Annotated in this window: 18 protein-coding genes; 16 read left to right on the top strand and 2 right to left on the bottom strand. The window is 38.0% G+C overall.

Annotation, left to right across the window (positions count from 1 at the left end; translation table 11 throughout):
* The first annotated feature begins 11 nt into the window (after positions 1–11).
* From AC5SR4_RS09860 to AC5SR4_RS09885, 6 genes are read left to right on the top strand one after another with little or no spacing between them, the layout of a single operon-like run.
* Positions 12–1,094, top strand: coding sequence for a redoxin domain-containing protein (locus AC5SR4_RS09860; RefSeq protein WP_495356080.1), 1,083 nt, complete (start codon positions 12–14; stop codon positions 1,092–1,094).
* A gap of 8 nt (positions 1,095–1,102) precedes the next feature.
* Positions 1,103–2,299, top strand: a complete 1,197-nt coding sequence (locus tag AC5SR4_RS09865; RefSeq protein ID WP_495356081.1) for a redoxin family protein — start codon at positions 1,103–1,105, stop codon at positions 2,297–2,299.
* A gap of 24 nt (positions 2,300–2,323) precedes the next feature.
* Positions 2,324–3,862: a hypothetical protein gene (locus tag AC5SR4_RS09870; protein WP_495356082.1), complete on the top strand. Its 1,539-nt coding sequence runs from the start codon at positions 2,324–2,326 to the stop codon at positions 3,860–3,862.
* A complete protein-coding gene (locus AC5SR4_RS09875) occupies positions 3,859–4,374 on the top strand; it encodes a protein-disulfide reductase DsbD domain-containing protein (protein ID WP_495356083.1) in 516 nt (171 codons plus the stop codon). Before AC5SR4_RS09870 ends, AC5SR4_RS09875 begins: the two co-directional genes overlap by 4 nt.
* A 3-nt stretch (positions 4,375–4,377) precedes the next feature.
* The gene (locus AC5SR4_RS09880) at positions 4,378–7,170 is read left to right on the top strand and encodes a M16 family metallopeptidase (protein WP_495356084.1); all 2,793 of its coding nucleotides are present in this window, start codon (positions 4,378–4,380) and stop codon (positions 7,168–7,170) included.
* 42 nt (positions 7,171–7,212) lie between these two features.
* Positions 7,213–7,998 (top strand): hypothetical protein, encoded by a 786-nt coding sequence (locus tag AC5SR4_RS09885; protein WP_495356085.1) that lies wholly within the window; start codon positions 7,213–7,215, stop codon positions 7,996–7,998.
* Here AC5SR4_RS09885 and AC5SR4_RS09890 read toward each other — a convergent pair.
* On the bottom strand, positions 7,995–8,261 hold the full coding sequence (locus AC5SR4_RS09890; RefSeq protein WP_495356086.1) for a sigma-70 family RNA polymerase sigma factor: 267 nt from the start codon (positions 8,259–8,261) through the stop codon (positions 7,995–7,997). The genes AC5SR4_RS09885 and AC5SR4_RS09890 overlap by 4 nt on opposite strands.
* Positions 8,262–8,545: 284 nt before the next feature.
* On the opposite strand from AC5SR4_RS09890, the gene AC5SR4_RS09895 reads away from it, so the two are divergent.
* The 10 genes from AC5SR4_RS09895 to AC5SR4_RS09940 all read left to right on the top strand — a co-directional run bounded on the left by AC5SR4_RS09895 (position 8,546) and on the right by AC5SR4_RS09940 (position 21,180).
* Complete coding sequence (locus AC5SR4_RS09895) at positions 8,546–8,800, top strand: T9SS type A sorting domain-containing protein (RefSeq protein WP_495356087.1); 255 nt, start codon at positions 8,546–8,548, stop codon at positions 8,798–8,800.
* Entirely contained in the window at positions 8,801–9,034 is a 234-nt protein-coding gene (locus tag AC5SR4_RS09900) for a hypothetical protein (protein ID WP_495356088.1), read from the top strand. It begins immediately after the preceding gene.
* Positions 8,958–9,599, top strand: coding sequence for a heparin lyase I family protein (locus AC5SR4_RS09905; RefSeq protein ID WP_495356089.1), 642 nt, complete (start codon positions 8,958–8,960; stop codon positions 9,597–9,599). Before AC5SR4_RS09900 ends, AC5SR4_RS09905 begins: the two co-directional genes overlap by 77 nt.
* 206 nt (positions 9,600–9,805) lie before the next feature.
* Positions 9,806–10,366 (top strand): RNA polymerase sigma-70 factor, encoded by a 561-nt coding sequence (locus AC5SR4_RS09910; protein WP_495356090.1) that lies wholly within the window; start codon positions 9,806–9,808, stop codon positions 10,364–10,366.
* Between the two features lie 123 nt (positions 10,367–10,489).
* Entirely contained in the window at positions 10,490–11,620 is a 1,131-nt protein-coding gene (locus AC5SR4_RS09915) for a FecR family protein (RefSeq protein ID WP_495356091.1), read from the top strand.
* A 168-nt stretch (positions 11,621–11,788) separates the two neighbouring features.
* Positions 11,789–15,028, top strand: a complete 3,240-nt coding sequence (locus tag AC5SR4_RS09920) for a SusC/RagA family TonB-linked outer membrane protein (protein ID WP_495356092.1) — start codon at positions 11,789–11,791, stop codon at positions 15,026–15,028.
* Between the two features lie 29 nt (positions 15,029–15,057).
* Positions 15,058–16,584, top strand: coding sequence for a RagB/SusD family nutrient uptake outer membrane protein (locus tag AC5SR4_RS09925; RefSeq protein ID WP_495356093.1), 1,527 nt, complete (start codon positions 15,058–15,060; stop codon positions 16,582–16,584).
* A 554-nt stretch (positions 16,585–17,138) separates the two neighbouring features.
* Positions 17,139–18,407: a group II intron reverse transcriptase/maturase gene (gene ltrA, locus AC5SR4_RS09930; RefSeq protein ID WP_495356094.1), complete on the top strand. Its 1,269-nt coding sequence runs from the start codon at positions 17,139–17,141 to the stop codon at positions 18,405–18,407.
* A gap of 159 nt (positions 18,408–18,566) precedes the next feature.
* Entirely contained in the window at positions 18,567–19,565 is a 999-nt protein-coding gene (locus AC5SR4_RS09935; protein ID WP_495356095.1) for an alpha/beta hydrolase fold domain-containing protein, read from the top strand.
* A 178-nt stretch (positions 19,566–19,743) separates the two neighbouring features.
* Positions 19,744–21,180: a sulfatase family protein gene (locus AC5SR4_RS09940; RefSeq protein ID WP_495356096.1), complete on the top strand. Its 1,437-nt coding sequence runs from the start codon at positions 19,744–19,746 to the stop codon at positions 21,178–21,180.
* Positions 21,181–21,268: 88 nt separating this feature from the next.
* On the opposite strand, the gene AC5SR4_RS09945 is transcribed toward AC5SR4_RS09940, so the two are convergent.
* Positions 21,269–22,918, bottom strand: coding sequence for an SGNH/GDSL hydrolase family protein (locus AC5SR4_RS09945; RefSeq protein WP_495356097.1), 1,650 nt, complete (start codon positions 22,916–22,918; stop codon positions 21,269–21,271).
* Between the last annotated feature and the right edge of the window lie 4 nt (positions 22,919–22,922).

Consider the following 22,922-nt stretch of genomic DNA (forward strand, 5'->3'; position numbering starts at 1 on the left):
AATAATAGCTCATGAAAATTTTAAAATTAAGTACGTATGTAACAGCACTTTTATTAACTGCAAATTCCATAGTGGCACAAAACGTTTCTCTAAAAGGGAATTTAACAGGTAGTGAAGACAAAACGTTTGTAATCTCTTATGAAAAAGATGGAGCGCCGGTTAGAGATACCATACAGCCTGTTAAGGGAGCATTTACCTGGAACGCTCACATGGACGAACCCCAAAAGGTATACCTCATGTTTGATAAGGGCTATTTCGATTTTTTTGCTGAACCCGGAAGCTTAACTATAGAGGGAACAGTTGGCGACTACCAATCATTTAAAGTTTCAGGATCGGCCCTTCAGGATGAAGTTATGGCTTATAACGCCTCAATAAAAGATATTTCGGATGCATTGAATAATGCCTACCAGGAACTGCACGTTGCTTCCACAACGGATAAACTGGCTATTGAAAATAAAATTGAAAATTTAAGAGCACAGAGAGACCAGGAAGCTAAAAAATACGTTGCGGAACACCCTGAAAGCTTTTTTAGTTTGAATTTGGTATCCGATAAAACGATTGTGGGTAATTACGAAGATGTATTGCCTTTTTATGAGCTTCTAGATACTAAAGTATTAAAAACCAAAGCGGGTAAAAAGCTATCTGAGCGGATAAACGTTATTAAACGAAGTGCTATAGGATCTGAAATACCGGATTTTGTTCAAAATGATGTTGACGGGAATCCTGTGAGTTTAGCTTCTTATAAAGGAAAATATGTATTTATTGATTTTTGGGCCAGCTGGTGCGGTCCATGTAGAGCAGAAAACCCCAATGTGTTAAAGGCCTATAATAATTATAAAGACCAAAACTTTACCGTGCTGGGCGTGTCTCTGGATGATAAAGCGGATAAGTGGAAAGAGGCCATTGAAAAAGATCAATTACCGTGGACACAGATTTCAGATTTAAAGGGTTTTGAAAATGAAATTTCAACGTATTTCGGCATAAGAGCCATTCCACAAACCTTATTAGTTAGTCCCGAGGGTAAGATTATTGCCAAAAACCTAAGAGGTGCCATGTTGCATGAGAAACTTGCTGAGATACTAAATAATAACTAAAGTAAATCATGAAAATACAGAAAATAATTACAGTTTTTACAGCTTTATTATTGTTGTGGGGTTGTAAGTCAGAAAAAAAATCAAGCCCTGTTTCAGCATCGGAAGCTTATACTATTAACGGAACTATTAAAGGTGTTGATGACGGGATAATTTACCTTAAGAAAAACGATGTACTTAGCAGAACAACCCAAACATTGGATAGTACAACCATTACAAACGGGGAATTTGTATTTAAAGGGCATACAGATACACCGGATCAGGTGTTTTTGCAAAAGGGGGATCATGTTGTTAGACTGTTTTTGGAAAATGCCGACATACAGATTACTGCGGATGCTTCATTAGCAAAAGAAAGTTTCGAAGGAATGACTGCGACCATTACGGGTTCGAGGCTAAATGAGTTGTTTGCTGAACAACAAGCTAAGGAAAAAGCCATCAGGAATCAAGACAAATATGCAGAATTGAATCGTTTGCATAAGGCATATAATGAGGCGCAGCAAGCACGTGATAGGGAAAAAAGCAAGGCATTGTATGAAGCTTTGGGTAAACTCGAGCCGTTGTCTAACGAGTATTCATCAGAAATCTTAAAATCAAAGTTGGCATTTGTAAATGCACATCCCGGCTCTGCAGTAAGTCCTCAAGTTTTAGGCTTTATGTTCTCTGAAAGAAGCTTGAATGTAAGTGACATGGACAAATTGATGGGCACATTTTCCGGGGATGCCAAAAACACTAGTATGTATAGGTATTTTGATGATGAATACAAAGCCATAAAGCGTACAAGTCCGGGGTCTATAGCCCCGGAATTTACCCTGAAAACTCCCGAAGGTAATGATTTTTCATTATCTGAAACCAAAGGGAAATATGTGCTGTTGGATTTTTGGGCATCTTGGTGCAAGCCTTGTAGAGCATCTTACCCACATTTAAAGAAAGTATACGAAAAATACAAAGATAAAGGGTTTGAGGTGGTAGCCATATCTACAGACTCTAACCATGAGGCGTGGAAAAAAGCTATTAAAGAAGACCAAACCACATGGATTCATGTGATAGACACTTTTAACCGTCCCGGGTTTCCGGCAGATACGAGTACGTTATATGCTGTACCATTTTTACCAACCACATATTTGTTGGATGAGAATGGTACGATTCTGGCAAAAAATCTGCATGCGGATGAGCTGGACAAAAAAATGGAAGAACTATTCGGGTTTTAAGAAAAACGCAAAAACATAAAACATATGACACATAACAAAAATACACAAAAAGCAATCCGTAACCTTACTGTGCTAATGGTTACAGCAGTGATGTTATTGGGTACAAAGGCTTTAGCACAATCGGCTCCAAAGCAAGAATTAAAAATTCTGTTTGTGGGTTTTGAACCTAATAAACCTTTGCCTGAAAATTTTCAGGATAGATCAAGTGTTACTGGTGGGATGAGCCCGGAACGTTTTAAGGAAGACTATAAAACAAGGATGCCCGAGTTTAAAAACTATCTCGAAACATATTTTAGCCATGTAAGAACTGTAGATGCTAGAGTGTATAAGCCGGAAATGTCAGCAGATTATGATGTTACTATTTTTGATCAGGTTATTGAACCCTGGAAACCACAGGTTAGAGAAATGGTAGACGGTAAAATGAATTATGAACCTGCTAAATATTTAATCGAGGATTTTGACCATGCCACTATTTTTATAGGACATACAGCTCCGGTAATGGGGCAAAGTATCGGTTCTAAATTGGACTGGCTATGCTTGTGTCTGGATGCTGATGCCCATCATATTAAAACAGAGCACCCCATTTTTAAGAGGCCATTTCCCGTAGCATTGACTCTTACGGAAAAACCTACCCCGGATGGTATTTTCCATTATCCCTCAGGTAAGGACGTGCCCAAACAGATTCCTATGTGGCGTGTGCAAAAGGAGGGTTATAAAGAAGGCAATGGTTACAGGGTAGGTATGGTTGCCAGAGGCGAAGGCTTTTTAGATTCTCCAGATACTGAATACATATCCAGTGGTGTAAACACCAAAGATGTTGGTGCCGTTGCTATTGGTCGGCATGGAAATTTCTTTATGTGGGGCTTTTCGGGGTCACCGGATTATATGACCGATGAAGCAAAACAGGTATTTGCCAATGCCATTCTTTACATAAAACAATTTAAGGGGCAAAAACCCATTGCAAGAAAATATAACGACCGTATCGCAACCAAAGATTATATAGACAATATTATAGGGCGACTTAATAAAGAATCATTTGAACAAACGGTTCAATACTACAAGGATCTTAATATCCAAAGAGAAAAAACAGTCAAGGAACTTAAAGAAAAAAAAGCAAAAGGAGAACAGCTAACTGAAATGGAAGAAGCCATCTTAAAAGCTCAGTCCCGACCTATGACTATCCCCAGTTGGGAGCAGTACGTACAGCAAAGCGCTAGGGATTTTTTTAAACCCGAATACTTAGATAATGTAGAGCTTTTAAAAACCTTCTTGAGAGAGAACAGAACCTATATGTATTCTGAACCCGATGGATTTTATGCTTTAAAAATTGATGAAGACCTCAAGACCATAGGGGTTGGTAATGATACGGTAGCATTTTTTGAAACCGTTATTCCGTTATTAAACGACGCTAACCTATCTGGTGTGGCAGCAACAGTATTAAAACGCTATACCGGTATAGAACAATCTCAGACAGAATGGGAACAATGGCATAGTACCAATAAACACAGACTATTTTTTACAGAATCTGGAGGCTATAAATGGTTAATCGATACAACAAAATGAGATTATTAAAGTGTTATTTAATGTTGGCTTGTTTCATTTTTATATCAAAAACTGGTTTTTCTCAGACTGAAAAGGAGGCAGATTTTAATCAACAGGTTGACAAAGTGTCTAAGGAATTCAAGGTCTTGTTGCCGGATATATTGGATCCCGTTAATGTGAATGCTACAACAGTTTATAATAAAGCTAAAACACAATTGGCAGTTATTGTAAAGGCTTCTATTTTACATGGGTGGCACATTTATGCGCTTGTACCTTCAACACAGCCTTACATACAATATGAATTGCAACTCCAGTTGCCCAAAGGAGTAACGCCCATAACAGATTGGCAGTTACCAACACCTTATCCTTACGAGGAAGGCATTTTTGTTTATAATGGTGAGCTGGTATTTATACGATACTTTGAGGTAGAACAAGGTGCTACAGGAAAATTGGAGGTAGGGTTATACTATCAAACATGCGATATAAATCAATGTTTGCCCCCTAACATCAAATCATTTAATTTAACGTTATAAGTAATGAATATAAAAAATCAAATAAATATAAGTATTGCATTTTTGGTAATACTGTTGTCTGCACAGATATCCAACGGCCAAGACCATGTTTCCAAATTCAAAAAGGTCCAAAGCCTAGAACAAATAGAGGAATATCTATATGAGCCCAATGGATTGAAGCTATTGCTCGTACAAGATAATACAGCCCCGGTAGTTACGGTGCAAGTGGTTTACCAGGTAGGGTCAAAACACGAAGTTCCGGGCAATACGGGCTCTACCCATTTACTTGAGCATTTAAATTTTAAAGGAACCCCCACGTTTAATAAAAGTAAAGGAACTTCTATTTTTTCTGTTTTACAAGGTGTAGGTGCCAACATGAATGCAACGACCTGGAATGATAGAACTAATTATTATGAAACGATACCCAGTGATAAAATAGAAATAGCCCTTCATATAGAGGCCGATAGAATGCGGAATTCTTTATTGCTAGAGGAAGATAAAGAAGCAGAAATGACGGTCGTGAGAAATGAATTTGAGCGCGGTGAGAACAATCCCAACAGGTTGTTGACCAAAGAAATGTGGGCTACGGCATATATGGCGCATCCATACCACCATAGCACTATAGGTTGGCGTTCCGATATTGAGAACATGCCAATTGAAACTTTACGGGAATTTTATAACACATACTATTGGCCAAATAATGCGTATTTAACCATTATAGGAGACTTCAACAAAGAGAATTTGTTTAAACTGGTGGACAGGTATTTTGGGAAAATTACAAAAGCCCCTCATAATATGCCCCAACCCTACACAGAGGAACCCGAACAATTGGGGCCAAGGCGGATCACCGTAAGAAAGCCGGGCCAGCAAGCCATAGTTACCATTGGTTATAAAATACCGGGCATGTTGCATGAAGATTTACCGGCATTAAATGTTTTAAGCCAAATTATTGGAAGAGGGACATCCTCTATCATTAGTAAGACATTTGTCGATACAGGGATGGCATTATATGGTTATGCCAGCGCTTCGGAGTTTAAAGAAGTGGGCCTATTTACCATAACTTTAGGGTTTGCTCCAAACCAATCCCATGAGAAAATGAACCAAGAACTGTTGTCTATGGTGGAGAAAATCAAGAAAAATGGGGTTTTACAAGCTGATGTGGATCGAGTGGTTTCAAATTTAAATGCAAAAACGATTTTGTCCAGAGACGGTTCGGCCAGTATTGCCAGCCAACTTAATGAGGCCATCGCGGGAGGCGATTGGAAAGATTATATTAATGGAGCGATGCGCTTGAGCAAAGTAACAGCAGATGATGTACTACGTGTGGCCAAAACGTATTTAAAAGAAGATCAAAGTACCACGGGGTATTTTATTCCGGAAATACCAGGAAGTAATGGAGATAGTGCTATGAAGTCTTCGCCATTAACACCTGATGATGATAAGTATTATTTTAGGAATCCAAATTCCAAAGACTTTAATGGTCAAGAAATTTTAGGGATTTCAGAAGATTATTCTGTAGGTTACGAACCGGTTGAATTTAAAGATAAAGACAGGGAATTTGAAAGAAAGCAAGTAGCAGGTATAGATGTGGTCTCTGTTAAAACCGGAGCTAAAGATTTTGTTACGGTAACGGCAAGTTTACCAATAGAAGGATTTTTGTCTGTTAATAAAAACAATGAAATTCCAAGTTTAACGACCCAAATGTTAGATAAGGGAACTACCAGAAACGATAAGTTTAGTTTTTCCGAAAAATTAGAGAAGCTAGGTGTAACTTTAAGAGTGGAAGCATCAACTTTTACCATTGATATACATTTTAAGGCATTAAAGAAAGATTTAAACGAGGTTGTGGAACTGCTGGCAGAAGAGCTTAGGTACCCGTTGTTCGATCCCAAAGAATTTGAACTATTAAAAACCCAAAGAATCAATAGTTTAAAACAGGGTTTGACCGATCCGGGAACCCAAGGATCTATTGCGCTATCACAGGCCTTGTATCCTGAAGGGCACCCCAATTACCAACCGGACATACAAGCGTCTATTGATAATATAGAAGCTATAGGTTTAGAAGATTTGAAAACGTTTCACAAAGCGTATTTTGGACCTTCGGGGATGCGCTTGGTAGCGGTAGGGGATGTAGATTTAAAACAACTTTATGCATCCATAGGCAGTGCCTTTAAGGGATGGAAAGGTGGCGTAACCAGTAAAGCTACTTTTCCTGAAGTAAAGAAGACAAAAGCAGAAACAAAAGTGGTTACCATACCTCAAAAGCCCAGTGCCAATATGTATATAGGGCAGTATACCGGGCTAGAAATAAACGACAAGGACTATATGCCTTTTTATATAGGAACAAGTATTTTGGGGCGTGGTTTTTCAGGACGATTAATGCAAACCGTAAGAGACAGGGACGGCTTAACGTATGGAATTTATTCCAGCCATTCAGGCCATTCCAAAGTAGGTGGTTTTTGGCGTGTTGTAGCAACATTTAATCCGACTTTATTTCAGAAAGGCTTAGATGCCACCATGGTTGAAATAAAAGACTGGGTAGAAAATGGCGTTACCGAACAAGAACTGGCCACTTATAAGGCGAATTTAACAGGAAGTTTTAAGGTGGGCATGGCCACAACGGGAGGATTGGCCAATACCATTTTAAGTTTTATGGAACGCGGTTTAGACCCAAGCTATATAGACCAATACCCTAAGGATCTTGAAGCTGTAACGCTAAAGCAAGTTAACTCGGCAATATCTAAATATATTGATTTGGATAGGTTGGTTGTAATAAAGAGCGGGTCTTTGGACGCAAGCGGACAGCCATTGGAATGATCTATAAAAGAATGGTCAATATTGTTAAACGTTTAAATTCTTATGATATCAATTAACCTAAGCTCCAAAATTAAATGGCTGTTTTTTTTACTGGTTTTTACCGGCGTGTTCTCTCATGCTATTGAAACCCAGCTTGTAGTAAGAGTAAAGGCAAAGGATGCTAAATTCATAGGTTCCTCTTTAGGAGGAGCCTATGTTGTAATTAAAAATGCACTTACAGGAGCCATTTTATCTCAAGGGAAAACAGAAGGTTCAACGGGAGATACCGATTTGATCATGAACGTTCAAAGAAAAAGAGGTATGGATATTTCAAATCAAGATACAGCAAAATTCACGGCTAGTATTGACATTGATGAACCATTGTTTATCTCCATTGAAGTTTACTCCCCTATAAGCAATAAGCAGGCTAGGGTAAATGCTAAAACAGAATTGTGGTTAATTCCGGGAAAACATATTCTGGGTGATGGTGTTATTATTAAAATACCTGGGTTTATTGTTGATATTTTAGACCCCAGAACCCATCAATATATTCCAATGGCTGCATTGGAGAATAGCCACCTTCAACTAAGAGCCAACATTGTTATGATGTGTGGCTGTACCATTAATAAAAATGGGATTTGGGATTCTGAAAAAATGGAAGTCAAAGCAATTGTTAAATTAAACGGTAAAAAGCTTGATGAAATACCGTTAAAGTTTGTTTCAACCAATTTGTTTGAGGCACGATTGACCATTGAATCCCCCGGGGATTATGAGATTATAATTTACGCTTACGATAGTGCTTCAGGTAATACTGGGGTAGATAAAGTTAATTATGTAATTTACAGTTAGTTATGTGGATTACTTTGGTCATTCAAAGCCAGAAACAATACCAAATCATCATCCACATTATAAGCCTTACGGATTTTTTCGTAGGCTGTTTTCAAATGCTTTTCCACGGTTTTGATAGAAATTTTTAAAAGCTCGGCAATCTCCCGGTTTTTGTACCCGTCCCGCTTGCTCAATAAAAGAACTTCCCGACATTTAGGAGGAAGGGTGTCCACCAAAGCACTCACTTTCTTTATTTTTTCTTGCAGGGCGTCGTCTTCCTCCATATCATACACCAACCCACCAGTTGTATTGCGTTTAAATCTTTATAAGTGATGAGATTTCTATAGAAAACCCTAATTTAGCATTAACAGGGTCTATTTGGAAAGCTACAAGCAATACCCCACAAAAAGAGAGTGGAGCAATTTCTGTTAGTATAGATAAAGACATAGAAGGTCAAACCAGACCAATTCTTAGTAGTGTTGGTGCCGATCATTACAGCACAGCCTCTATAGTCTATGAACCTATAGGTATTGATGATGTTGGTCCTTATGCCGATGAAGATAGTTCATTGGCCATTATAGAAAATGAATTGACAACTGGTATAAAAATAGTGCCAAATCCGGCATCAGAAATTTTTCATTTGCAATCGGAGACCCAAAAAATAGAATCCATTGCAATATATACAATTACTGGAAAACAGCTCATGGAACTAGATAATGGTGTAGCATCATCAATAGATATATCAGCTCTAGCCACGGGGTTATACTTAGTGCAAATAAAAACGGATATGGGTATGCACATACAAAAGTTAATTATTAAATAAATGATAAGGCTAAGGACTATAATTAGTGCAGGCTTGTTGGCTGGAAGCGTAATGACAAATGCACAAACGGTCTTAAAAGCCAATGGTACAGGGAATACTTATCAAACCATTAATGCTGTACTGGCACCATCTTATAATGTTTTAGAAACACCCGATTGTGCCCATCCTACACATTACCGAAGTATGGGACGACATCCTAAAAAAGCACGTTTTTGTTTTTCATGCCCATGTTAATGAAGACAATGACCGTTGCAAAAAATTCGATAGACAGCGTACCGAGATAAAAACATATAAGCAATCGCCAGACAGTCTTTTAGGGGTACAAGGAGAAACCGTTGTTTATAAGTGGAAATTTAAACTGGATGATAGATTTCAATCCTCAAAAAAATTCACTCACATTCACCAAATTAAAGCTGTAGGTGGTCCCAAAGCAGCAATGCCCATCATTACCTTTACTTTGAGAAAATCAAAAGTTGATGCATTCGTTATAAGGTATGCATCCCACAGCACTCAGGAAGATTTAATAAGTGTGCCTTTGGATGATTTTAGAGGTGTTTGGGTGGAAGTTCAAGAACAAATAACTTATGGAGACAACAACCAAGGGCATTACCAAGTTAAAATAATTAGCTTAGTTAGTAGCAAAGTCCTTTTAACGTATAACAAGAATGTATTTAGAATGTGGAAAACCGATGCGATGTTTTTACGTCCCAAGTGGGGTATATACAGAAGTTTACAAGATATTTCAAGCCTAAGGGACGAACAAGTCAGATTTGCAGATTTTTACATTAAAGAGCAATAATATTCTCAATTTGAAAGCCATAAAAACAGCCTCTTAAAATATTTAAATTTGCGTTTTCGGTTTTTAATTTATAATTTTTGCCCATCAATTCATAAAATCAGGGGGCTGTTTTTAAGAATATATACAACAAACTAAACTAACTAAACATTAGGGCAGTGCCAATTACCAAAGTTATAGGTAAAGGTAATTGGAGGGCCTAACTACTAATGAAAGATCTTGTTTTACAGGAAATATGTAAACAAAATCAAAAAGCATTTAAAACGTTTTTTGATAAGTATTACAAAGATTTTGTGCAATATGCCAATGGTTATCTTTTTAGTCAAGATGCCAGCGAAGACATTGTACAGGAGATATTTATTTATGTTTGGGAACATGCCCATACGCTAAACATAGAAAGATCTTTAAAAAGCTATATGTATGCCATGGTTCGCAACAGGTGTATCAATTACTTGAAATCCATAAAAATCACCAATAGATGTGAGCTTAAAGAGCTTAACACGAGTTTAGTTATAGACAATCCTTTTGATACAAATGATGAAAAGAATGACCAGGTGGTTTACAATCAAATTTTAAATGTTGTAGATACCCTACCCGATAAAATGCAACAAATTGTAAAATTAAAATTTCTGCATAATTACAAATATGCAGAAATAGCTAGCGAACTCGATATCTCCATCAATACCGTTAAAACCCAACTTAAAAGAGCCAAGATCAGGATTATAGACTTGGTAAGCTTAATGGTATTGCTATTACAAATTACGCAATAATGCACCTCTATTATTTAGAACTTGACATTTTTTTACACACTTTTTTATAGATATCTTCTTTTTTTGTCACCCGTTTTTGTTTTTAAGTTGTCTTAAGAGTATATAAGCAGAAAAGGTGCAAGAATGGAATTTAAACTAATTATAAAAAAGCTTAATAATAAGCTTACTTCAGAAGAAGAAATTATTTTTTCTGAATGGTACCAGGAATCAAGCAGGCATAGAGACTATTTTAATGCGGTTAAAGCGAGCTATAAAAAAGATTTAACCGATATAGATGTAGAAAAAGCGTGGTTGCATATTCAACGTAATTTAAAAGCATCAAAGCCAAAGAAACACTATTGGCCATATGCCGTAGCTGCTTCTGTGGTACTATTAGTCGCTTTAGGTATTGCGTTCAATAAAAGTCAGGTTGTAGAAACAAAGCCGGCCCTAGTTGAAACAAACAAAAACAGCATTGAGACAGGAACCGATAAAGCCATACTTACTTTAGAAGATGGGACAACCGTAGCCTTAGAAAAAGGCCAACAATACGTGTCTGATAATATAGAAAGTAATGGCAAGGAGCTTATATACAAAACGTCAAAAAGTAAACCAGAAATAGCCTATAACTATTTAACCATTCCAAGAGGCGGTCAATACTTTATTAAACTATCCGATGGCACGGAAGTATGGCTCAACTCCGAAACCAAATTAAAATACCCAACAGCATTTGTAGATGGCCAAGAGCGTGTTGTAGAATTGTTGTATGGTGAAGCCTATTTTGATGTATCACCTAGTACAGACCACAAAGGTTCTAATTTTAAGGTGTTAAACCAAAACCAAGAAGTTGAAGTATTAGGAACCGAGTTTAATATTAAGGCCTATAAAGGTGAGAATGCAATTCTTACAACTTTGGTAGAAGGTAAAGTAGCGGTAAGTAATGATAGTTTTAAGGAACATTTACTGCCAAGTCAGCAATCTAAACTCGATATAAAAGCCAATAACATAAGTATAAAACAAATAGATGTTTATAGTGAAACATCTTGGCGCAAAGGTATTTTTAGCTTTAAAAGTAAATCCTTAAAAGAAATTATGGACGTGTTGTCCCGTTGGTACGATGCCGAAATTATGTTTACAGATCCCGAACTGGAAAAAATTAAATTTAACGGGGTGCTGAGTAAAAATGATAATATAGAAGATATATTAAATACTATTGTTAACACAAAATTTATTAATGCCTATGAAATAAAAGCCAAACAAATTATTATAAAATAATAGAATTAAGAAAGGGAACAAAGTCAATACCTGGACAGTAACACGCTTTATCCCCCTTTAAATTATTAATCGATTAACTAAATGTATAACCAACTAATACGCAAATTTATGGAAATTAAATTTACTAACCCTTTTTTCTTTTCTAAGAAAAAAGTGAAGCTAATTATTATGAGAACTATTATACTCTTATTTTGTTCAACCGTTTTTAGTCTTTCTCCAAGTGAAATATTTTCTCAAAACTCTGAAATAACAATTGATAAAGATAAGATTGTAACAGTTGACGAAATTTTTGATTTATTAAGAGAACAAACTAAGTACACGTTTATTTATCAAGAAGACCTGTTTAAAGACTTACCAAAAGTACATTTAAAGAAAGGGAAAATTAAAATAAACAAGCTTTTAGAAGACAGTCTGGCAGGTAGAGGGTTTAATTTTAACTTTACCCGTAATAACAAAATTGTAGTTGTAGAAGAACCACCGGTGGTTGAAGAGCAACCCGTACAAAGCCAACAGATTTCAGGAACGGTAACAGATTTTAACGGACAGCCACTACCCGGGGTAAACATTCTTGTAAAAGGTACCACTGTAGGAACCCAAACAGATTTTGATGGAAAGTACAGCATTGAGGTTAAAGAGGATAACGCCATTTTGGTATTTTCATATCTGGGCTTCTTTACCCAAGAAATTGCTGTTGGAAACCAAACAACCGTTAATGTTGTTTTAAAAGAAGATGTAGCTAAACTTGATGAAGTTGTTGTTGTGGGCTATGGTTCACAAAGGCAAAAAGATCTAACAGGATCGGTATCTTCCATGAAGTCTGAAGACTTTAATAAAGGGCCGCAACTAAGTGCCCAACAAGCCATGCAAGGTAAAATGGCGGGGGTTGTAATAGCACAAAATAGTGGTAAACCAGGTGGGTCCAACACCGTTAGAGTTCGTGGAGGTACTTCGCTAACGGGTGTAAACGATCCCCTGTATGTTATTGATGGTATTCCCATTTCTACAACAGCGGGTGTAAGTTCGGCAAATATTAGAGGGAATGGTACCGACTTCTTCGATCAGGAACCAACCAACCCTTTAATGACCATTAACCCGAACGATATAGAATCGATAACGGTTTTAAAAGACGCTTCATCTACAGCCATATATGGGTCTAGAGGTGCTAATGGGGTAATTGTTATTACCACTAAAAAAGGAAGTTCGGGTAATTTAAAAGTCACCTTAGATGTTACAGGCGGTGTATCAACAGTAGCCAATAAACTGGACGTGCTTTCTGCTGATGAATACCGACAAATCAATGACGATTTAGGGTTAACCTATTCCGATTTAGGGGCAAACACCAATTGGCAAGATGAAATTTATAAAACAGCTTATACACAAGATTATAACTTATCATTTTCTGGTGGAACAGGGAAGACTACCTATAGAGCATCTTTAGGGTATGGTGATCAAGAAGGAGTTTTAAATGGGTCTAAACTAGAACGATCTAATTCCAGAATTAATGTAAACCATTCTGCTTTAGACGATAGATTAACTTTAGACTTAAGAGTTAATTATGGTAGTACATTTTCAAACAATTCACCAGTATCAAATACCGTGGGTAGTGAAGCGGGAACCAGTATTAATTATGAGTCTTATGTATTCAACCCAACCTATCCCATTTATGATACAGATGGTAACTACAACCATGTACCACCTTATAGAATAAATCCGGTGTCCTTTGCAAAAGATGTGATAGATGAGGTTACCAACAATCGGTTTTTAGGAAACTTATCCACAACATACAAAATTATTGAGCCTTTAAGCGTTAATGTAAACTTAGGCTATACAAACCAAACCATTAATAGGAATTCTTATATAAGTAAAACAAATCCTTTAGGAGAAGGGATGGGTGGTTATGCCAGCGTTCAAAAACTACAGGATTACAGTAAACTATTGGAAACTATTTTAAGGTACAACCAAACATTTGGCAAGCATAGTATGGATGCTATTGCAGGGTATTCATGGCAGTATTTTGTTAATGAAGGCTTGCGTAATGTTGCTTCTGGGTTTTTATCAGATGAATTTAAATGGTATAGCTTACAAGCAGCCAGTACCATAAGCAACGTATCTACCTTTAAAGGTAGCAATACCTTAATATCTATGTATGGTCGAGTTAATTATAACTTTGATGATAAAATATTAGCTACAGCTACCGTAAGACGTGATGGCTCTAGTAGATTTGGTTCGGGGAACAAGTGGGGTGTTTTCCCTTCAGGATCATTGGCATGGAGAGTTTCTAACATGGATTTCTTTAAATCGAATACCATTTCCGATTTAAAAATTAGAACCAGTTATGGGGTTACTGGTAACCAGGAAATAGGGAACCTAAATTCCATTACAACTTTAGGGGCAACAACTACAGGATATATTGTAGGCGGACAAAGAATTACAACGGTATTGCCACAGCAATATGCCAATCCAGATTTACAATGGGAGCAAACCTCGCAATTCAATGTAGGTATAGATTATGGGATATTAGATGGTAAGATAAGAGGTAGTATTGATTATTACCATAAAAAAACAACCGATTTATTATTACGTATCCCAGTGCCATCACCAACAGCAGTAAGTACGCAATTAGCAAACGTAGGTAGTGTAGAAAACAAAGGGATTGAATTGGAAATTTCTGCAGATATCATCGATAAAAATGATTTTTCATGGAGTTCTTCTTTTAATTTAAGTAGAAACAGAAATAAGGTTTTAAGCCTTTCTAACGAACAATACCAAGGTAATGATATTAAAATAGCACCACTACAAGGGCAAGGGTTAACAGCAGGTATTTTTGCACAATTAATACGTCCTGGTTTAGCCGTAGGAACCTTTTATGGTAGAGAATTTCAAGGTATTGAGAACGGTGTAGAAATTATAGATTCAGAAGAAAAAGTAATAGGGTCTGCGCAACCAGATTTCACCTTTGGTTTTAGTAACTCATTTACTTATAAGCGATTTACCTTAGGGTTTAATTTTAGGGGATCTGTTGGAAACGATGTGTTTAACCTAACGGCCAATAATCTGGGATACCTAAGTAACTTGCCAGGGCGAAATGTATTTAAAGAAGCCCTTACCAGTGGTGTTTTAAGAAGTCAGCCAAAACAGTTTTCATCTAGATGGATCGAAGATGGCTCATTTTTAAGATTAGACAATATTACCTTAGGTTACAATTTCAATCTAGAAAATTTCTCTGCAATATCCAGTGCCAGAGTATATATTACAGGCCAGAATTTATTATTGATAACAGGTTATTCAGGTTTGGATCCCGAAGTAAATTCAGATGTGTCTGGTACAGGTATAGCACCGCTAGGAGTCGATTATTTAGCTTATCCAAAAGCTAAAACCGTTAGTCTAGGACTTAACGTGTCGTTTTAATAATCAATCAATTTAAATAGGAAGAAATTATGAATACATATAAAATAAAATTAATAGTTACTTTATCCGTTTTCGCATTGTGCCTATCAGGGTGTACAAATTTAGATGAAGAAACCTTTGGAAGTTTATCGCCAGACACCTATTATAATACCGAGGAAGAAGCCCTTTCTTCTGTAGTTGGGGTATATTCAGCATTATCTAGTGTGTCCAGTATTGACCGCCCGTGGCGATTACAAGAATATGGAACTGACGAATTTGTTATTCCAGGAAGAGCAAGTGGTGGATGGTACGATATTAACGTTATCAATATCATTGAACATGCTACAACAGCTGTGAATGCAGATGTAAACAGAGCTTGGAGGTCGCTTTTTCAAGAGATAGGTATATCCAATGCAGTTTTAGAGAGCTTACAAGCATCACCTAACAGTGATAACCTAAAAGAGTTGATTGCCGAAGTAAGAGCTTTAAGAGCCTATGGATACTTTTTTGCTATGGACCTATGGGGCAATGTGCCTATAGTTACGGTAGCCAGAATAGATCCTAACAATTTACCTACCACAAGCCCAAGAACCGAGGTGTTCAATTTTATCGAAACAGAAATGTTAGCAGCCATTCAAGATCTGCCCTCTATTAATTCGGTGAATAAAAGCAGCTACTATCCTCGATTTACAAAAGAGGCCATACAAGGAGCATTAGCTTCATTGTATTTAAATGCTGAAGTGTATACAGGAACACCTAGATGGTCTGATGCCGTTTCTATGTGTAATGAAATTATAGCTACAAATGCCTATGATTTAGAACCCGATCTAGTGGATAGTTTCACATCACCGAAACAACAAAATTCTGTTGAGTTGATAGCATCATTTTCTATAGACCCCACGCAAAATGCAGGTAACAATCAATTTATACTATATACCAATCATGCACCAGACAAATTAAAGTATAACTTGCCATTTACACCAGCTAATGGATTTAGTACATTGCCAGAAGCACTTAACAGATATGAGGATGAAGATAATCGTAAGCTGTTAATAGAATATGGACCACAATATTATTTAGATGGTGTTACACCACTAACGTACCCAGATGGTACACAATTAGATATTATTCCTGTTCAGGATTTAGTAAGTGCCGCCGATAATGAAGGGTATAAAGTACTAAAATATACGCCCATTGGAGCATCGTTCTCTGGGTTTAATGCAGATAACGATTTAGTTTTGATGCGTTATGCAGAAATATTATTAATAAAAGCGGAGGCTTTATTTAGAGATGGCAATACAACACCAAGTATTGCATTAGATTTAGTGAACCAAGTAAGGGCCCGCAGTAATGCAACACCCCTTGGCAGTTTAACATTACAAGATATTGAGGATGAACGAGCCAGAGAGTTTTTGTGGGAAGGACACCGAAGAAGGGATATGATTCGTTTTGGAACATATTTTACAGAAACATGGTCCTTTAAAACAAGTACTACAGAAGCATTTAGGGGTGTTTATCCAATTCCTGAAGAGCAGATTACTGCAAATCCTAATTTAACCCAGAACCCTGGGTATTAGGCGACACGAACAGAAGGTTTAAGCAATTAAACAACTGATGCTTTACAAGAGATGAAGGTAGGCCCTTCATGATCGGGATGCAGGTTTCGGTCATAAACAGCTCTTAAGTTGCTTCGGTTAAGCAGCCGAGGTGAGGAGCGTTAAGAGAAAAGGTAATAAAGAAATTATCATGTACGAACTAAGAAGACGAATGCAAATGAACCAACGACGAGGTGTCGAAAGGATTAGACGATGTCAAAACCAAAGTCCAGTATCGCTTTGGGACAAGTACGGGAATCACCTGTTTATGCCCGTATGGCATCCGGCGTACAGTTGGCGTGAGCTTAGTTCAGGCTCTTGTAAGGAACGTGTGAAGCTGTCGTCACGATGTCAAGGGAAAACTTCAAGTCGGCGCACCGACAAGAAGGAAAGTACCAAAGCGTGGCACGGTGGCAGAAACACCCGTAGTAGTTATGAAGTACCTGTAATGGGTACGGAGCGAAGGGGTGTTATTATCCAGTCTTATCAACTGCTAGAAACTGGCATTGCGTTAACCAATGAGAGGAGGTATACAGATGCATAAGACAAGACCGTTTACAATCGAAAGGCAACTGATAAAGAAAGCCTGGCTTCAAGTAGCCTCCAATAAAGGCAGCGGGGGAGTAGATGGGATGACCATAGAAACCTTCCAAGAAGGAGAAAAGGCACATCTCTACAAACTGTGGAACCAAATGAGTTCGGGCAGTTACCTGCCCCCCGCCGTAAAGTTGGTAGAGCTAAAGAAGAAAGACGGGGGCATACGCCCCTTGGGCATCCCCACAGTAACCGATCGAGTAGCCCAAACAGTAGTAGCGATGAGTATAGAAGCAGCACTGGACGCAGTGTTCCATCCAGACTCATACGGGTACCGACCCAACAAATCCGCCCATCAAGCATTAGCCCAAGCACGGAAACGATGCTGGCAATACAACTGGGTCTTGGATTTGGACATACGGGCGTTCTTTGACACACTGGCTCACGACAAGCTAATGAAAGCAGTAGAGAAACACACCAAAAGCAAATGGGTACTACTATACATCAAAAGATGGCTGGTAGCCCCCGTGCAGAAACCAGATGGCACCATAGAGGCGAGAACGCAAGGCGTTCCACAAGGTTCCGTAATCGGACCGCTCCTAGCCAATCTGTACCTGCACTACGCTATGGACACATGGATGGTAAAACACTACCCAGACAGTCCCTTTGAGCGATATGCCGATGACAGTGTCATCCACTGCCGAACAGAAGCAGAAGCGCAGAGCCTGCAAACAGCACTAGCCACACGCCTAAAAGCGTGCGGACTAGAATTGCACCCGCAAAAGACAAAGATAGTTTACTGCAAGGACAGCAACCGAAGAGGAACCTATCCCAACATACAGTTCGATTTTCTGGGCTATACATTCAAACCCAGAGAGGCACAGAACAGTAAGAGGAAAGAAACCTTTACCTGCTTCCTGCCAGCAGTAAGCAACAAATCGATGACCTCCATGCGGGAAAAGATGAGAACGTGGCAAACCCTAAGACAGGCGTGGTGCGAGATAGAGGACATCGCTGATGAAATCAATCCCACCATACAAGGCTGGATTAGTTATTACGGAAAATTTTACAAAACGAAATTGAAAAGCTTTATGCGAGAAATCAATCTAAGGTTAGTAAAATGGGCGCGAACCAAGTACCTGAAAGTTCGTCCGAGCATACAGAAAGGACTGTACTGGCTGAAAAGAATCAGCGAGAAACAACCAGACCTGTTTGTTCATTGGACTTTTGGTGCCAAACCGACCGACGGTCGGGTAATAGGAGCCGTATGATGCGAGAGTATCACGTACGGATCTGTGAGAACTTCAGGCTGAAATGCCTGGATTTACTCGTTGAATTTAGTTTAATTTTTTTTGAGTTTATTACCCATGTACTTTTTAAGGTGCATGGGTTAATAATTTAAGTTGTTTTTTAATTTTAAAGGATATATAATGGAAATGAAGAGAATGATTTTAAGTATATGGTGTATGGCCTTTGTGGTTATAGCCTGTAAACAGTTAGGAGCCCAAAACACAGCGGTTGCGATTCCTAAAGATACCTCATTTAATGTAGCGGCCGAATATAAGAAATACAAGCCCCATTTTCCATCTCTAAAGCTTCTCAAGGATGCTTTGCCAGATCGCGTTTTAGAACAAAGAGACGTTGTTTATACAACATTGAAGGACACACCTTATGGTGATAGGGATTTGCATTTGGATATCTTTTATCCAAAAACAATAGGGAAATACCCTGCCATTATATTTGTTCATGGTGGGGGATGGCGATCTGGAAACAAATCCCATTTTGTACCCATAGCACAGCAATTGGCGGCAAGAGGATATGTAGCCATAAGTGTAGAGCACCAATTATCTATGGAGGCCAAATACCCAGCGGCTGTTTACAATATAAAAAGCGCTATTAGATGGATGCGTGCCCATGCCGATTCTTATGGGATCGATGCGGATAAAATTGCAATTTCGGGCGGGTCTTCAGGTGGACAACTAGCCCTACTTGTTGGCTTGACCAATGGCGTGGAAAATAAAGAAGGCAAGCAGGGAAATCTAGGTTTTTCTAGTAACGTACAAGCAATTATAGATATTGATGGTGTAGTTGATTTTATGGCTCCCAGATCACTTAATTTAAATCGCAAGCCAAACTCTCTTGACATTGAATGGTTAGGAGGGTCTTTTTCTGAAAAACCAGATACATGGAAAGATGCCTCTGGAATTTTTTGGGCCCATGAACAGTCGTCACCCATAATGTTTTTAAATAGTGGTTTTCCGAGGTTTCATGCAGGTCAAGATGAGTTAATTGCCATGATGAACGATTGGAACATTTATACCGAGGTCCATAAATTTGATGAAAAAATACATACATTTTGGTTGTTCAATCCATGGGCTAGCCAAACCGTTAATTACATTGATAACTTTTTAACTCAAGTATTTAATTAAAAATTCAAGAAATACCCATGAGCATTACATTTATACATACGAATATGATTATTGACTTATAGAATAGGGGGAAGAAGATGGCAAATAGGACAAAAGAAGCCATAACTATTTTAATTTGCATTTTTAGTTTTTAATAGCTACTTTAAGCCTTCTTAACTAAACTAATTAAGGCTTACTCATGTTCAATAAAACAACCATGTTCCTTGCCATGTGTTTAATACATACCATGGTATTTTGGCCCCAAACCACTACTCCTGCCAATCGTCCTAATATTTTAATGATTCTTTCCGACGACCATAGCGTTCCTTATTTGGGTTGTTATGGTAATGCGGATATGAACACACCCCATCTGGATCAATTGGCTAAGGAAGGTGCACGATTTAATCAGGCTTATACCAATGCACCTCAATGTGTCCCCTCACGGGCTACTATATTAACAGGAAGAAATGTACTGGATGTGCAAATGTTGCGTTTTTCAGCTCCATTGGATAAAAACATTATCACCTTTCCAGAGCTACTAAGAGCAGAAGGATATTACACGGGGATTTGTGGACGCCGCTACCATTTGGATGGCTCTGGAAGAAAAGCGGAAGAAACTATTGCTGCCTTTGAAGAATTTGGCATGGTAACTTTTCCTGACAGAGTTGACTTCCTGAAAATAGGATATGGCAAAAAAGTAAATATACAGGTTAAAGAGTTTTTGGATGAGGTACCTGAAGGGAAACCTTTTTTCCTTTGGGCCAATTATGACGACCCCCATAGAAAATTTACAGCGCCAGAATTTGAACCAGACCCAGAACATATTACTATACCCAAAGGATTACCCGATACCGAGTTGTTAAGAAAAGACCTTGCAGCCCATATTGGAGAGATTAACCGTGTAGATCATTTTATAGGGGAAGTTATTGAAGATTTAAAACGTCGTGGCGTTTATGATAATACCGTGGTGCTATTTATGGGCGATAATGGTGCGGCTTTACTCCGAGGCAAAGGTACTCTGTATGATTGTGGCATACATGTACCCCTGCTTGTAAGGTACCCAAAACTGATTAAGCCAGAAACTGTTTCGGATGCACTGGTCATGGGAAGTGATATTGCATTGACTTTATTGGATATAGCAGGTGTGGCTCCTGATGCAAAAATGACGGGTAAAAGCTATAAATCCATTTTAGAAGGCGGGACAGAAGCTATTCATCAATACGGATTTGCGGTAAGGGGCTCTCACGGACAACCATTACCTGAAACAACAGCCGATTTCGACTTGTCTAGAACGGTATTTACAAAAGATTACAAACTTATTTATAACCCACTATATCACATGCCCTACCATCCGGTAGATTTTGCCGATACCGATATGTGGGCAGATTTAAAAGAACAATATGAGGCTGGTACGTTAGATGCAAAATTTACCTCTACCTATATTTTTACCAAAGATAGGCCTATGTTTGAGTTTTACGATTTAAAGAAAGACCCCAACGAATTTGTGAACCGCTTTGACGATCCAGAATATAAAGACATACAGCACGAACTCATGGCACAATTGCACCGTTGGATGATTATTTATCGGGATATTGTACCCTTACCCATATTGCCAGCATCCATGCAGAAACATTGACGGCATGTTGATGCGTAAATTGAATAGCGTATGGTATTATATATAAATACTCAGAAGGAAGTTTTTAATAATAGGTTAAATTGCCATATCAATTATCAATTTCCATAATTTTTTCTACAATTTTAGCTGCAATTATTTCTTGTCCAGCTTCGACCATATGTACACCGTCGGCAGCATAATAATCCATAATGCCCAATAGAGGATCAAAAACATTAATGACATGGTATCCGTGGTTTTTTGCCAAAGAGCTTAGTTGTGGTACAAGGTTGGCAATACGGTCGTTAGAACCTACATACTTATATATAATATCATAAGTACGGATAGGGGGAGGGGTTACATAAATAAATACAGGTTTGTGTTTCCTACTTATTGGATGTGTATTTATGGCCTCTAATAAAGCTTCAAAATTAGTAATTACTTCGGCTTGCCGATCCGCAAATACATTTTTGGTGTCATTAGTGCCTAGATTAAGAATGATATAGTCGAATGTTTTGTTGCCAATTTGCTTTTGGGCATCATCTAAAAATACACGCATGTTCCTAAGGCCATTTAATATTTTTTTACCGTTGTTGTCAAAACCTATCGTTCTGCCACCTTGAGAATTATTTATAATATATGACGCTGGCATCATAGCTTTTAATTGATCTACCCAACCGCCTTTATGAGCACCATTAGAATCTCCTAAAGTTAAAATATTACAGGCTAGCTTAGTGGTATTGGGTTTAGTAGGTATTAATGCCAATGCCTGGGGGATTTGTTCATGTCCCCCTTCAAAGATGGTTAGTGCGATGTTTTTATACTGTCTTGATAAGTAAATATTTCTTCCAAATAGCGTATGGTCTTTATTAAAAAGAGGGTTGTAACGTTTAGTAACTAAACTGATAATGTCTTCTCTAGAAACTAAACTATTATCAGTAGCAGCTTTGTCCATAATAGTATCCAGGTTTGCGATACCGTACTTAAGTTCGCCCACCAAACGGTTGTACATATTGATGGCCTGCGTTATGGGTACAGAGCCTGTATAACCGTCATGTACACCTTCATAGATGTAAAGCTTAGCATCTTTACGCAAGTTTTTAGGGTACTTTTGAAACAATGGAGAACGGGCTATGGCTTCTTCGGTATTAAATAGACTGTCTTTGGATGTGGCTTTAACAATATGATCAGCATATTTTTGTTTACGTCCAACAGACTCCCAATACCAAGCTTCTAAATCAGAAATAGGAGCCCATGCCGAAAAAGATTTAATGGGATATTTCACATTCATATAAGCCGCCAAGGTGGCCATGCCGCCACCAGAAACACCAACAATATGCACATCTTCAGGATCAGAATTGGTATGTGCTAAGGCATAGGCTATGGCATCCTCTATATCGGAAATTACATACTTGCTGACGGTAGATTTTGGTGTATTATTAACCCCTCTAAAATTTGGGTGGATGTAATTCCAGTCGCGTGCTAGGATTTCCTTGTCTAAAGGATCTTTTTGGGTGTAATCGTTGCTCCAGGTATGCAGACTTACAATAAGAGGCTTTTTGGTTTTACTTTTAGAAGCATACAGATAGGCTTCTTGTATCTCATTATCCATAGATGATGGAATTTCTACATGTGTAAATGCTTTGTTCCAATCGTTTTTGTCAGTATTATCCCAAGCGGGGTCTTTTTGTGCAAATAGATTAAGGGTGAAAAAAAGAAAGCAATAAAAAATAAAGGGCTTTAATTTTAAAAAAGGTTTCATAGTT

This window comes from Aestuariibaculum scopimerae, assembly GCF_059428085.1.